The organism is Streptomyces sp. NPDC001157 (assembly GCF_053598255.1).
Map to the genome: position 1 here is coordinate 129,351 of NZ_JBSFJW010000002.1, position 14,240 is coordinate 143,590.

Annotated in this window: 10 protein-coding genes; 4 read left to right on the top strand and 6 right to left on the bottom strand. The window is 70.8% G+C overall.

All coding sequences use genetic code 11. The features are described from left to right. Window positions 1-104: 104 nt before the first annotated feature. Window positions 105-2,807, top strand: coding sequence for a glycosyl hydrolase 2 galactose-binding domain-containing protein (locus tag ACWDAG_RS04320; RefSeq protein WP_450694067.1), 2,703 nt, complete (start codon window positions 105-107; stop codon window positions 2,805-2,807). A 39-nt stretch (window positions 2,808-2,846) separates the two neighbouring features. Here ACWDAG_RS04320 and ACWDAG_RS04325 read toward each other — a convergent pair whose 3' ends face one another. Then, entirely contained in the window at window positions 2,847-4,292 is a 1,446-nt protein-coding gene (locus tag ACWDAG_RS04325; protein WP_450694068.1) for a hydrolase, read from the bottom strand. A 281-nt stretch (window positions 4,293-4,573) separates the two neighbouring features. Between ACWDAG_RS04325 and ACWDAG_RS04330 the strand changes: the two genes are divergently transcribed. Beyond that, on the top strand, window positions 4,574-4,837 hold the full coding sequence (locus tag ACWDAG_RS04330) for a GlsB/YeaQ/YmgE family stress response membrane protein (RefSeq protein ID WP_450694069.1): 264 nt from the start codon (window positions 4,574-4,576) through the stop codon (window positions 4,835-4,837). Between the two features lie 396 nt (window positions 4,838-5,233). Here ACWDAG_RS04330 and ACWDAG_RS04335 read toward each other — a convergent pair whose 3' ends face one another. The 3 genes from ACWDAG_RS04335 to ACWDAG_RS04345 form a co-directional block, all read right to left on the bottom strand. Then, on the bottom strand, window positions 5,234-6,154 hold the full coding sequence (locus ACWDAG_RS04335) for an NAD-dependent epimerase/dehydratase family protein (protein WP_450694070.1): 921 nt from the start codon (window positions 6,152-6,154) through the stop codon (window positions 5,234-5,236). 81 nt (window positions 6,155-6,235) lie between these two features. Then, window positions 6,236-7,012 carry a GNAT family N-acetyltransferase gene (locus ACWDAG_RS04340; protein ID WP_450694071.1) on the bottom strand — a complete coding sequence of 259 codons (777 nt, stop codon included), beginning with the start codon at window positions 7,010-7,012 and terminating at the stop codon, window positions 6,236-6,238. A gap of 40 nt (window positions 7,013-7,052) precedes the next feature. Then, entirely contained in the window at window positions 7,053-7,397 is a 345-nt protein-coding gene (locus tag ACWDAG_RS04345; protein WP_450694072.1) for a MerR family transcriptional regulator, read from the bottom strand. 154 nt (window positions 7,398-7,551) lie between these two features. Here ACWDAG_RS04345 and ACWDAG_RS04350 point away from each other — a divergent pair, with 154 nt between their 5' ends. Then, entirely contained in the window at window positions 7,552-11,847 is a 4,296-nt protein-coding gene (locus ACWDAG_RS04350; RefSeq protein WP_450694384.1) for an aminotransferase class I/II-fold pyridoxal phosphate-dependent enzyme, read from the top strand. 7 nt (window positions 11,848-11,854) lie between these two features. Further along, window positions 11,855-12,583 (top strand): class I SAM-dependent methyltransferase, encoded by a 729-nt coding sequence (locus tag ACWDAG_RS04355; protein WP_450694073.1) that lies wholly within the window; start codon window positions 11,855-11,857, stop codon window positions 12,581-12,583. Here ACWDAG_RS04355 and ACWDAG_RS04360 read toward each other — a convergent pair. Together ACWDAG_RS04360 and ACWDAG_RS04365 are read right to left on the bottom strand one after the other, a co-directional pair. Continuing rightward, window positions 12,580-13,434, bottom strand: a complete 855-nt coding sequence (locus ACWDAG_RS04360) for a GNAT family N-acetyltransferase (RefSeq protein WP_450694074.1) — start codon at window positions 13,432-13,434, stop codon at window positions 12,580-12,582. The two genes, ACWDAG_RS04355 and ACWDAG_RS04360, sit on opposite strands and share 4 nt — an antisense overlap. 123 nt (window positions 13,435-13,557) lie before the next feature. Beyond that, complete coding sequence (locus ACWDAG_RS04365; RefSeq protein ID WP_450694075.1) at window positions 13,558-14,211, bottom strand: chaplin; 654 nt, start codon at window positions 14,209-14,211, stop codon at window positions 13,558-13,560. Window positions 14,212-14,240 lie beyond the last annotated feature (29 nt).

Sequence of the window (14,240 nt, forward strand, 5' to 3'; positions counted from 1 at the left end):
CCAACTCCGATACGGGCCACGGTGATTGACAGGGTCCACTCGGCGCCCCTAGCGTGACCGCAGTTAGTAAAGTTTCCTAACTTTACGAAGGGGCTGGAGACTCCGTGAACAGACACCGTCTCTCCACGGCCGCCGTGGTCCTGGGTCTGTTGGGTTCCCTGACGACCAGCGCCTGGGCCGGATCCCCCGCCCGGCGGGCCGCCCCGCCGGACAGGCTCACCCGCGTGTCGTCCGCGCCGGGCAGCACGACCGCGTTGACGGGCTACAGGATCCAGTCGACGGCCGAGGTCTCCGACCCGGCGGCCGAGATCTCCTCCCCCGGCTACCCGGCAAGCGGCTGGTACCCGACGGGCTCCCGCTCCACGGTCCTGGCCGGACTGCTCGCGAACGGCGTGTACGCGGACCCGTTCCACTCGACGAACCAGCAGAAGATCCCCAAGTCCGACTTCCAGGTCCCCTGGTGGTACCGCTCGGACTTCACAGTCGCCGACACCTCCGAGCGCACCTACCTCGATTTCAGCGGGGTGATCTCGGCGGCCGACGTCTACGTCAACGGCCACCAGGTCGCCACCGCGAAGGACGTCACCGGCGCCTACACCCACCACGAACTCGACGTCACCTCGCTCGTCGGCTCCGGCACGAACACCGTCGCGTTCCGCATCCAGCCCAACGACCCGGACAAGAACCTGACCATGGGCTGGATCGACTGGCTCCAGCCGCCGCCCGACGAGAACATGGGCATCGTGCGCGACGTCCTCGTCCGCCGCGGCGGCCCGATCGCCCTGCGGGACGCGCACGTGGTCACCAGGCTGGACGTGCCCTCGCTCGCCTCGGCCGATCTGACGGTGAAGGCGCAGGCCCGCAACGACTCCGGCGCACCGGCGACCACCACGGTCTCCGGCAGCATCGGCACCACGACCTTCGAGAAGACCCTCACGCTGGCCGCGCACGAGACGAGGACCGTCAGCTTCGCCCCGTCCGACGTACCCGGCCTCCACCTGACCTCACCGAGAGTGTGGTGGCCGGCCGGCATGGGCGGACAACCCCTGTACGACCTGAGGCTCACCGCGTCCGTCTCCGGCACCGTCTCGGACACCACGCAGCAGACCTTCGGCATTCGCGACGTGCAGGCACCGCTGAACTCCGACGGCGCCCGCCGGTACCGTGTCAACGGCCGCAGGCTGCTGATCAAGGGGGGCGGCTGGTCGCCGGACGAGTTCCTGCGCTGGGACCGGACATACGTCGAGGACCGGCTGAAGTACGCCCTCGACCTCGGCCTGAACGCCATCCGACTCGAAGGGCACCTGGAACCGGACGAGTTCTTCGACCTCGCCGACCACTACGGCATCCTCACGCTGCCCGGCTGGGAGTGCTGCGACAAGTGGGAGGGCCAGGTCAACGGCGGCGAGTCCGGCGACAAGTGGACCGCCGCGGACTACCCGGTCGCCAAGGCGTCGATGGCCGCCGAGGCCGCCCGGCTGCGCGACCACCCGAGCGTGATCTCCTTCCTCATCGGCAGCGACTTCGCACCGGACGCGACGATCGAGAAGAACTACCTCGACGCCCTGAAGGCCGCCGACTGGCCGGTCCCGGTGGTCGCCGCGGCCTCCGCCAACTCCTCGCCCCAGCTGGGCAGTTCGGGCATGAAGATGACCGGCCCCTACGACTGGATCCCGCCGAACTACTGGTACGCCAAACGCGAGGGCGGCGCCACCGGCTTCAACTCCGAGACCAGCGCGGGCCCCGACATCCCCACCCTCGACACCCTGCGACGCATGATGACCCCGGCCGAACTCGACACCCTCTGGAAGGACCCGAACGCCAAGCAGTACCACCGGTCCCCGTCGTCGACCTTCGGCACCCTCAAGCTCTACGACAACGCCCTCACCGGCCGTTACGGCGCCCCGACGAGCCTGGCCGACTACGTCCGCAAGGCGCAGCTCGCCCAGTACGAGAACGTACGCGCCCAGTTCGAGGCTTACGAGCGCAACGCCACCGACTCCTCGAAGCCGTCGACCGGGGTCGTGTACTGGATGTTCAACAGCGGCTGGACCTCGCTGCACTGGCAGCTGATGGACCGTTACCTCGACCAGGGCGGCGCCTACTTCGGAGCGAAGAAGGCGAACGAGCCACTGCACGTCCAGTACTCCTACGACGACCGCTCGGTGGTCGTCGTCGACAACCGGCACTCGGCCGCCTCCGGGCTCACCGTCCGGGCCACGCTGTTCAACCCCGACGGGACGCAGAAGTACGACAGCACCGTCACCGGCGTGAAGGTCAGCGGGGACGGCGCGCACAGCACGGCACTCACCCTGCCCGCGTCGGTTACCGGGCTCGCGGCCACATATCTGGTGCGTCTGACGTTGAGCGACTCCTCGGGCAAGGAGGTCAGCAGGAACGTGTACTGGCTGTCCGCCAGGCCCGACACCCTCGACTGGGCCCACACCGACTGGTACTACACGCCGACGACGAGCTACGCCGACCTCAAGGGTCTCAGTGCCATGGCGCAGGTGCCGGTGTCGGCGACGGCCTCGACGGATGCGTCGGGCGAAACAGCGACCACGACCGTGACCCTGCGCAACACCGGCAGTGGGAAGACGCCGGCCCTGTTCACCGACGTCCATCTCGTCGACGCGCAGGGAAATCCGGTGCTGCCCGTCGAGTGGTCCGACAACGAGGTCGGGCTCTGGCCGGGCGAGACGGTCACGTTGACCGCCACCTACCGGACGGCGGATCTGCACGGTTCGGTGCCGCGGGTGCGGGTCTCCGGGTGGAACACGCCGGAGCGGACGGTCCCGGCCGGATGACCGTGCGGGGCCCGGCCGGGAAGCCGGGCCCCCCGGGCGTCAGCTGACGTTGAGCGCCGTGTCGTCGATCACGAAGGACGTCTGCAGCGTGGAGCCCTCGGTGCCGGTGAACTTGAGGGTGACGGTCTGGCCCGCATAGCTCGCCAGGCTGAAGCTGCGCTGGGTGTAGCCGCTGGCGGCGTTCAGGTTCGAGTAGGTCGCCAGGGTGCCGAGCACGGTCCCGGAGCTGCCCAGCACCTGGACCTTGAGCGTGTCGTACGCCGTGCTGGTACTGGTCTCCGCCGTGTCGACGTGCAGGTAGAAGCTCAACGCGGCGGTGGTGCAGCCGGACGGGATGGTCACCGACTGGGAGAGCGTGTCGGTGGTGGCGGTGCCGTAGCCGTCCAGCCAGGCGTAGTACGAGCCCGTACGGGCCGACTCGCTGCTGGAGTTGGTGATGACACCGCTGGAGGCGCTCCAGGTGGTGTTGCCCGACTCGAAGCCGTTGTTGCCGAGGAGCTGGGCGGCGGTGCAGGTGCCCGAACCGCCGCCGCCCCCGCTGCTGCCGCCGTCCCCGGCGAGCCAGGCGGTGGCGTTGAGGGCGAGGGCTGCGTCGGTGGCGCTGGTGTCGTTCCAGCCGTCGTAGAGAGTGTTGCCCGACTGGCCGGTGCCGTCGTCGATCGGCGAGCTGTCGCCCCAGAAGGCGACCCGTCCGCTGCCAAAGGTGCTGGTGAGGAAGAACGCGCCGGTATTGCCGGAGTAACCCGTGCGGTAGAGCAGGCCCTTGACGGAGGAGTTGTCCGAGGGCTTGAGGGTGGCGGTGGTGCCGTTGGCGATGAGGCTCTTGGTGACGGTGCCGAAGGAGCCGTGCAGCACCGGGTTGCTGCTGTCGCTGATGGCGGCGGGGTGATCGGAGCTGATGTTCAGCGAGTCGATGGAGAAGCCGAACGGGTCGGTCGAGTCGACGCTGTTGTTGGTCATCAGGTCGTTGAGGATCTCGACCGCGTCCTCACCGTCGTTGTTGCGGTCCGCTCCGGTGTGGTCGGAGATCATGAACAGTCCGCCGCCGTTCTTGACGAAGTTCATGATCGCCGTCTTTTCGGCGGTGGTGAAGAGGGTGTTGGGCTCCGGCAGCACGAGCGTGTCGAAGTTCGACAGGTCGGTGGAGGACGAGCCGCCGTAGGTGAGGGCACCGGTGGCGGTCTTGAGGCTGTAGCTGCCGGTCTTCTGCAGGGCGACACCCCACGACGACAGCGCGCCCGTCCAGTCGGTCTCGGCGGACGGGGAGGAGTCCTCGCTCAGCGGGTCGGGCTTGCTGGTGGAGATGATCCAGTCGGCGTTGCCGGCCTCCTCGGCGTGGCCGTCGTCGAACAGGATGCGGTGCGTGGTGGCGGCGTGGGCGGGCGTGGCGATGACGGTGGCCTGGGCGGCCGCGGCCGCGGTGAGCAGGCCGAACGCGGCCAGGGCGGTGGCAAGTCTTCGGCGGGGTCTGGTGATTGCGAGCATCCGGCGTACCTCCGTGTGGGGTTGGGGAAGAGCGGTCGGTGCGGGGCCGGACCTACGCGCGTAGACACTGGGACATCTGCGCGCGTAGACATGTGGCCGTACGACTGGCGCGCGGCCGATCGGTTGAACCGTACATGGCAACAGGGGTGCTGAACAGGCGTCACCCGATCCCTCGCACCGGAGATTGACCCGGCGTTGACCCGTGGTTGAAACGGAACGGACTGTCCCCCGCGGCAGGGGGCATCCGGATAGTGCGGGGGCCTTGACAAAGAGGGGCGGAGATGGAGATCTCAGGCATCATCAGTGCCATCGTGATCGGCATCATCATCGGTGTGCTCGGCCGGCTGGTCGTCCCGGGGCGGCAGCACATCGGCATCGTGCTGACGATCCTCGTCGGCATCGTCGCCGCGCTGATCGGATCGGCGATCGCCAATGCCTTCGACGTGGCCGACACCAAGGGCGTCGACTGGATCGAGTGGCTCATCCAGATCGGCCTCGCCGCGCTCGGCGTCGCCGCTCTGGATCGGTCGAGGGCGCGCCGCTGACACGACAACCGCGGTGACACATCGACCGTTTCGAGCCCGGGCGGGGTCGCGCGCGCCTCGCCCGGGTGCGGTCGGTGCTGCTCGGCGGCTCGGCTGCTCGGCTGCTCGGCTGCTCGGCTGCTCGCGGAAAGCAGCCGAATCGTGCGTTCCGCATCCCCTCCCGGCCGAGTAGCGTGCCGGGCAGCGGGAGGCCCGGAGTCAGGCCCGCCGACGCGGCTCCCCTCGGCAGCCGGCGGGCCTGCCGCCTCGACCGAGCACCCTCAGCGGGAGAGTCGGGCACATCGGGAGGCTGTCCCCGGGGCGGCTGTTTCCTCTCACGAGGTTTCCAGCCGGAGCAGCCCGTGAGGCAGGGCCGTTCGGCCCTGGACAACGGTCCGAACGGCCCCAGTTGGAAATTCAACGTCGAGCCGCCAATGCGGCGAGCCCTTCGCGGCTGGACGGGTAACGGGGCGTCCAGCCCAGTTCCTGCTCCGCCTTCGCCGACGACACGCGCATGCTGGTGAGGAAGATCGTGTGCGCGTACGGCATCGGCTTCGTGAACCACCGCGGCACCGTCATCGGCTTGGGCAGGCCGAACTGCTCGGCCACGCACAGGACATGGGCCCGGAACCCGAGCGGGGTGCGGTCCGCGATGTTGTAGGCCTGGCCGGGCCTGCCGTGTTCGACGGCGGCGGCCACCGCGCGCGCCGCGTCGGTGAGCTCGACCCACGGCAGAACCCGGCCGTGGTCGTCGGGGGCGGGCAGCTGCCGCTTGCGCAGCATGGGCAGGATGGCGTCGGTGCCGCCAGGGCCGTAGAACAGGCCGAAGCGGAGCGAGATGCCCGCCAGCCCGGTTGCCTCGAAGGTGAGCTGTTCCTTGATGCGCATGCCCTCGACGTGCCGTTCCAGCTCCGCCGAGGTGCCGCGCGGGCCGAACGGGTCGTCCTCGGTGATCACGTGCTCGCCGAAGTCCCCGTAGCCGTAGCCGAAGACCATCGACTCGCTCACGAAGCGCTCGGCGCCGGTGGCCTGCGCTGCCTCGACGAGGTGGGCGGTGCCGGCGATGCGCAGCGCGTCGGTGGCATGCATGTCGCGGTGACGCATAGGCGCCTTGCGCAGGGCCGTCGCGGCGTGGATGACGGTGTCGAAGTGCCGTCCCTCGACGGCGCGCAGCAGCGCGTCGCGGTCCATGAGGTCGGCCCGGACGCCGTTCGCAGGTCCCCGGCCGAGTCCGGTGACCTTGTGGCCGGCCTCGGTCAGGGCGCGGGTGATGTGACCGCCGAGGATGCCGCTGGCTCCGGCGAGAAGGATGCTCTGGTTCTTCTGGTTCGTCGTCATGACCGTGCGACGGTTCGGAGGGCCGCGGATGTGACATCCCGGCGCGGGTGCGGCCGCGCAGATCGCTGCCGGGCGTTGCGGCTACGGCACGAAGGTGTACGGCGTCGTGGTGGTGAGGGGCTCGAATCCCAGTCGTTCGAGGATGGGGCGGCTCTGGCTGGAGGCGTCCACCTGGAGGTAGCGGTAGCCGCGCTGCGCGGCGGCGCGGGCCCGGTGGGCGACCAGGGCGCGGTAGATGCCGCGGCCGCGCCAGGCCTCGACGGTGCCGCCGCCCCACAGTCCGGCGAACCGGGTGCCGGGCACCAGCTCCATGCGGGCCGCGCTCACCGGCTCGTCGCCGGCGAGGGCGACGGTGGCGACGACCGTGTCCGGGTCCCCGGACAGCCGGGCCAGCAGTTGGTGGCGTAGGCGGGAGCCGTCGGTGCCGAAGGCCTTCTCGTGCACGTCCGCCAAGTGGTCGACGCCCGCCGCGTCGGTGACCGGCAGCAGACGGATGCCCTCCGGCGGCTCGGCGTCGAGGTCGAGGTCGGCCACCTCTGCGATCATCAGTGTCTCCTCGGGCTCGGGCTCGAATCCGGCGGCCGCGAGCCGCTGTCCCAGATCCACCGGCCGGTCGTGCCCGTACAGCTTCCACTCGAACTCACGGCCGAGCCCGGAGAAGTAAGCGATCTGCTCGGCGATCGCCTCGGCGGCGTCCGTCTCGTCCAGGTCCGACCAGACGACGCCGTTCCAGCCGCGGGCCGAGGAGACATGGCGGACGACGCTGCCGACCCGCTCGACGCGGGCGTCGGGGCCGTCGGGCTGGGCGCCTTCGCGCATGTCACGGTCGTAGAGGGCGAGCACCCCGGCATGATCCATGTGCTCACTCCAGCATCCGGGGACGGCCCGGGCAACACCTTTACGGGCGGCCCTCCGGCCGTACCGCCGCCAGATACGCGCTCAGTCGGTCGCGGGTGCGGGCCAGGCAGTCGATACGGGCCTGGATGCGGTCGAGGTGGGCGTGCAGGAGCGCGGCTGTCTCGGGGGTCAGGCGGTCGGCGGACAGCAGGACCTCGTCCGGGCCCGACAGGTAGGGCAGGATCGCCCGGATCATCTCCGTGGTCAGGCCGGAGTCCAGCAGCCCGCGGATCTGCTGGACGTCCTGGACCGCGGGCTCGCCGTAGTCGCGGTAGCCGTTCTCGGCGCGGTCCGGGCTGAGGAGGTCCTGCTCCTCGTGGTGCGGGCGCTGCACCGCCGCTTCCACGGCCGCAGCCCCTGACGGTCGCGGCCCCCTCCCGAGATGCAGTGGTCCGGCCGCAGTGCCTACGATCTAGAAGGCCAGGACGACCAGACCAGGTGGACGGCCCGGTCTCCTCCAACGGGGGGAGGCGCTTGCCTTGCTGCCGGCAAAGCGGCTGATGGCCGCACATATAGCGCTTGTGGCCGCCGCCACGGCCGTGTACCTGACGGTGCCCGCCGCGCGCGCCCCGGTGTGGGCCGTCATCGGCCTCTCCGGCACCGCCGCCGTGCTCATCGGCAGCCAGGTCAACCGGCCCGCCCACCGCTGGCCCTGGTGGGTGCTCGCCGCCGCGCTGCTCACCTTCATCGCGGGCGACACCTACTACAACGTCGTGGAGGAGTACTTCCACGCCTCCAACCCGTTCCCCTCCCCCTCCGACGCCTTGTACCTGAGCACGTATCCGCTCTTCGCCGTCGGACTGTCCGGTCTGGTCCGGTACCGGTGGGCGGGCCACGACCTGCCGAGCCTGCTCGACGCGCTGATCATCACCGCGGGTCTGGCGCTGCCCGTGTGGGTGTACCTGGTGCAGCCGCTGACCATGGTGCAGGGGCTGACGTGGCAGCAGCGGGCCATCAGCATTGCCTACCCCCTCGGCGACGTCCTGGTCCTGGCCCTGCTGGCACGGCTGTTGGCACCGAATCCGGTCGACCGGCACAACCGGTCGGTGCAGTACCTGGTCGTCGGCACGGTGACGCTGCTCGGCTTCGACATCCTCTACGGGATCCTGCAGCTCAACGAGAGCTGGCAGGCGGGCACCGTGCTGGATTCCGGCTGGATCGTCTTCTACACCGCCTGGGGCCAGGCCGCGCTGCACCCGGACATGGTGCAGCTCACCGCCGCCCTGCCCCAGCAGGGCTCCCTGCTGCCGCCGCCGCGGCGGCTGGTGATGCTGGCCCTGGTCACGCTCATCGCGCCGGGAATCCTGCTGTACGAGGGGCTGACGCGCTCGGCGCACGACGCGGCCGTGATCGCCGCGTTCTCCGGCTTCCTCTTCCTGCTGGTGATCCTGCGGCTGGCGGGGATGGTGGTGGCCCACCGCAAGGCGGTGACGCGGGAACTGGCGTTGCGCAAGGCGGCCGCCTCGCTGGTCTCGGCGGTCCGGCAGCAGGAGGTCGCGCGGTCCTGCGAATCCGCCGTCGACCGGCTCCTGGGCACCATGGTCGGCCACCGGACCCTGCTGCTGCCCGCCGAACGCGCGCCGGATCTGGCCGCGTATCACGCGCAGATCGTGCACGCCCACGAACTGGGTGCGGACACCGGCGCCGAGCTGGACGGCGCGGCGACCGTCCTGGTGTGCCTGATGATCCCGCCCGACCGCCCGTACGGAGACGTCCCGGGCGTCCTGCTGGTCGCCGGGCCGGCCGAGGCGCTCGCCGAGACGCGGGGGTCGATGGAGATCCTGGCCTCGCACGCGGGGCTGGCCATGGAGCGCATCGCCCTGCGCCAGGAGATCATCCGCCGGGAGAGCGAGGCGTACTTCCGCACACTGGTGCGCAACACCTCGGACGTCATCCTCATCGTCGAGGACGACAACACCATCCGGTACGCCAGCCCCTCGGCGGCGACCGTCTTCGGCACCAACGACGTGGTCGGCGAATCGCTGCCGGATCTGGTCGACCCACGGGACCGGCACCGTGCGGCGCGGGAACTCACAGCCGTCCGGGACACCGGGCCGCGGGCCACCCACGACCACTGGTGGGTGCGCCACCGGGCCGGGCGCGTCGAGGTGGAGGTGCGGTGCAGCGACTTCCGGGACGAGCGGACCGTGGCCGGACTCGTCGTCACCCTGCGCGATGTGACCGAGCAGCGCCGGCTGGCGCACGAGCTGACCCAGCGGGCCTTCCACGACTCGCTGACCGGCCTGCCCAACCGCACCCTGCTGCTCGAGCGGATCGAACGCGCGCTGCTGCGCGGCCGCCGAGAGTCGTCGATGACCTGTCTGCTCTTCATCGACCTGGACGACTTCAAGCTGGTCAACGACACGCTCGGGCACTCGGCGGGCGACCATCTGCTGATCGCCGTCGGCGACCGCCTGTCCAAGACGCTGCGCCGCACCGACACCGCGGCCCGGCTGGGCGGCGACGAGTTCGCCGTCCTGATGGAGGACGCCCGTGCACCGCTGGACGCGGAGCTGCTGGCGGCCCAGGTGATCCAGACGCTGACCAGGCCGTTCACCCTCGCTGACGAGTCGGTGACGGTCTCCGCCAGCGTGGGGGTGGCCACGGCCCGCGACAGCACGGACGCGGAGGAGCTGCTCAGCCACGCCGACCTCGCACTGTATGCGGCGAAGTCGGCCGGCAAGCGGCAGTGGCGGCGCTTCCAGCCGCTGCTGCACACCCGCATGGTCGAACGGCACGACCTGCAGAGCCGACTCGCCCAGGCGGTCGCCGGACACGAGTTCGCCCTGCGGTACCAGCCGGTCGTGGACATCTCCGCGGGCGAGGTCGTCGGCTTCGAGGCGCTGGTGCGCTGGCCGAAGGCACCGCACCAGCCCGTCACACCGGAGCAGTTCATCTCGCTGGCCGAGGAGACCGGGCACATCGGCGTGCTGGGGGCGTGGGTCCTGGAGAACGCCGTCAGCGACATCGTGGGACTGCAGCAACTGCCCGGCCCCGTGAGCCCGCCGTACGTCAGTGTGAACGTGTCCGCCCGCCAGTTCCGCGACGTGGGGTTCCTGGAGCAGGTCGGCCAGGCGCTGCAAACGCCCGGCCTCGCGCCCGGTTCGCTGCAACTGGAGCTGACTGAGACGGTGCTGCTGCGCCGCGACACCCAGATCCAGTCGATACTGCGCTCCCTGAAGGAACTGGGCGTGCACATCGCGGTCGACGACTTCGGGACGGGCTTCTCCTCGCTGCGCTATCTGCGGGACTTCCCCATCGACGCGCTGAAGATCGACAAGACGTTCATCGACGACATCGCGCGCGACGCGCAGCAGGTCGCGCTCGTCGAGGGCATCGTGCGGATCGCCGACACCCTGGGCCTGCAGGTGATCGCCGAGGGAATCGAGGACGCGGCGCAGCGCGACCTGCTGGCCGGTATGGGGTGCCGGTTCGGGCAGGGCTATCTGTTCGCCAAGCCGATGACGGTGGAGCAGAGCGAGCGCGTGCTGCGGGAGAGCGAGGGACGCTGCTACGTGCCGGGCAACAGCGCCCCCAAGGCGGTGGCCGTACCGGCGGCGCGACCCGCGCCCCGGGAGCGGCGGGCGGCGCTGTGGGCGGACCTCGAGCACCTGCGGCGGACCAGCCCGATGAGCGACGCGGTGCTGGACGAGGTGAGGGGCCGGCACATCCGCAGCCGCGGCCACTGGCTGGTCGACTTCGCCTCCTGCAACTACCTCGGCTTCGACTGGGACCCGGAGATCATCGAGTCCGTGGAGCCCCTCCTGCGGCGCTGGGGCACCCACCCCAGCTGGTCGCGGCTGCTGGGCAGCCCCCGTCTGTACCCGGAGATCGAGACTCGGCTCGCGGATCTGCTGGGCGCGTCGGACACGCTGCTGCTGCCCACACTGACACTGATCCACGCCTCGGCGATCCCGGTGCTGGCCGAGGGCGGCCATGTGTTCGTGGAGGCGACGGCGCACAGGACGGTGTACGACGGCTGCGTGGTGGCCCGCGGCCAGGGCGCCACCCTGCACCGCTTCCACGCCGGTCGCCCCGACGAACTGGAGACCCTGCTGGCCTCGGTGCCCGCGGGCCTGCCGCGGCTGGTGTGCCTGGACGGCGTGAACAGCATGACCGGCAACATCCCCGACCTGCCCACGCTGGCCGCGGTCTGCCGCGCCGCGGGCGCGACGCTCTATGTGGACGACGCGCACGGCTTCGGGGTGATCGGGGAGCGCGGACCCGACGAGCTCTGTCCCTACGGCTCGCGTGGCAACGGCGTGGTGCGGCACACCGGCGAGTCGTACGACGGGATCGTCCTGGCCGCCGGTTTCTCGAAGGCGTACTCGTCGCTGCTCGCCTTCCTCGCGCTGCCCACCGAGCTGAAGAACCGGCTCAAGACGGCCGCGGGGCCCTATCTGTACTCGGGTCCCTCCCCGACGGCCTCCCTGGCCACGGCGCTGGCCGGGCTGGAGGTCAACGAGCGCCGTGGGGACGTGCTGCGCGCCGAGCTGTACCGCAGGACCACGCGGGTGCTGGATCATCTGGACGGGCTGGACGTCAGGACGCTGAACGGGGACCGTCTGCCGATCATCGAGATCCCGCTGGCGAACGCGGACGACCTCGACGCGGTCGGGGCGTTCCTGTGGGAGGAGGGCATCTATGTGACGCTGGCGGCCTATCCGCTGGTGCCGCGGGACCGGGTGGGCTTCCGGATCCAGATCACGGCACTGAACTCGGACGACGACATCGAGCGACTGAACGGCACCCTGACCCGGCTGGCCGCGCGGTTCCCGCTGAGGGCGAAGGTCTGAGACGGCCATGAAGACGCACAACGACGACGTCGACTGGGACCGTTGGCCGGTCGCGGACTACCTCGCGGAGAACTACCGCGACCTACACCCCTCCGACGCGGCGGTCATCACCCACCACTCGGCGTTCTACCGCCGCTTCGCGCCCGGCTCCGTCGGGCGCTCGGTGGAGTTCGGGGCCGGACCCAATCTGTATCCCCTGATCCTCGCGGCCGCGGCGAGCCGCCGGATCGAGGCCGTCGACGCGGGCGCGGGCAACATCGCCTACCTGGAGCGCCAGATCCAGTGCGGCCCGGATGCCAGCTGGCTGCCGTTCCACGCGCTGTGCCGACGCCTCAACCCGGACCTGCCGGCGACGCTGGCCGCGGCGCTCGCGCACGTCAACGTCGTCCACGCGGACGTCAGGGAGCTGGAGCCCGCCGGGTACGAGCTGGCATCCATGCACTTCGTCGCCGAGGGCGCCACCGAGGACTACGCGGAGTTCACGGACTTCTGCCGTGCCTTCGTCCGCTGCGTGGTCCCCGGCGGGCACCTGGTGGCGGCCTTCATGGAGAACATGCCCACCTACCGCATCGGGCCCGTGTCCCGCTGGCCGGGCTGCCCGGTGGACCCGGAAATCGTCACCAGGGTGTTCACCCCCATGACCCGTGACCTGTCAGTCCACCACATCGACGCCGACCCCACCCTGCCGGACTACGGGGACTCGGGGATGGTGCTGCTCACGGCGGTGGCGCGTTAGCCCAGTTCCAGAGTCGTGACGCCGAAGACGCGATCCTGGGCGTAGGGGCGGACCGGGCCCGTGTACATGCGGGCCGTCTCGAAGGAGGGGGTGAAGCCCGCCCGTTCGGCCAGGGCGATGCCCGGCGCGTTCGTCTCGGGAACATCCACGGCGACCTCGCTGCCGGCCGCCTCGGCGGTCAGAGCGGTGAACAGGGCCTGTGCGTCCTCGGGGGTGTCGGCGAAGAGCGGGCCGATGCGGAGCGAGTCGTGGGCGGGACGGATCACACCGTAGCCGGTGATCCGGTCGCCGGTGCGGCGGAGGAGGGCGCGGTGTCCGGTGCCGGTGAGCCAGTGGGCCAGGAAGCGGGGGCGGTCGGCCGGGTAGCAGGCGCTGTCGTAGGCGGTGAGGTCGGGGACGTCGGTCTCCTGCACATGGTGCACGCCGGCCGGGGTCTCGGCCGCCGGCGCGGTGCCGGTGAACCGGACGGTGCGGTGGGCGAGTTCGAAGCCGGAGCGGCGGTAGTTGTCCTGCTGGGCCACCACCCCGTCGAGACCGATGGTGCGGCTGCCCGCATGCGACAGCGCGGTCTTCCAGGTGGTCAGGCCGTGGCCGCGGCCGCGCAGGTCGGGCCGGACGAGGTAGCAGCCGAGGAAGGCGTAGTCGGGGCCGTAGTTGACGACGGAGATCGCGGACACCGGTTCGCCGTCGATGCGGCCGAGGAAGAAGCCGTCGGGGTCCTGCGCGAAGAACGCCGCTTCGTCGGCCGCTCCCGGGTTCCATCCCTCGTCCGCGGCCCATCCGCTGATCACCGGCCAGTCGTCGGGTCCGGCCTGGGTGACGACGAGGTGTTCGAGTGCAGCGGAGGTCATACGTGCGCTCCATTCCGTGGTGTGACGGCGGACGAGGGGGCGCGGTGATCGACCACGCCCCGCAGCATCCTTGCGGATCTTGCGGGGCGCGTCACGGTGGGTTTGAGCCGTTGCCGAGCGAGCTCAGCGCACCGGCCCTGGGCGGAAGCGCCGACGGATGGCGACTCCGCCGAGCACCAGCGCGACGCTCGCCACTGCGGCGGGCAGTGTCTGGTCGGTGCCGGTGTGGGCCAGGGAGGCCGGCGCCTTGCGTGGGACGGCGTGCAGAACGGGCACCGACCGCGGATGCGCCTTGGGCGGGACCGCCGCAGGCTTCGGAGGCACCTTCACCGGGACCTTCACAGGCTTCGGTTGCACCTTCGCCGGGACGCTCGGCTTCGGCTCCGGCTTGCTGCAGGAGCAGGCGCCGGAGTCGTTCGTGGCCTCGTCGTCGGTGGCCTCGTCGTCGGCGGCGACCACGTTCCCCGTGTTCCCGTCGGCATTGACCGGGACGTGGACGGGGAGCTGGAGGGTGTCGCCGGAGGCCACGCCCGGCGAGTCCTCACCACTGCCGTGTGCTGCGCTGCCGTCGGCAGCACGCTTGCTGACCGCGCCCTTGTTGCTGCAGCTGCTGCCGGCGGCCGGGTTGAGGACTCCCGTCGCGTTCGCGGTGTTCCCGCACACGTTCGCCGGGGCGTGGACCGGGAGCTGGGCGGTGTTGCCGGAGGCCGTACCGGCCGAGCCGGCGGTCGCGCCGTCCGCCGCGGCTGCGGCGTACGCCGGAACCGTCAAAGCCATCGCTCCCGAGGCAGCGGCGACGGCGATCA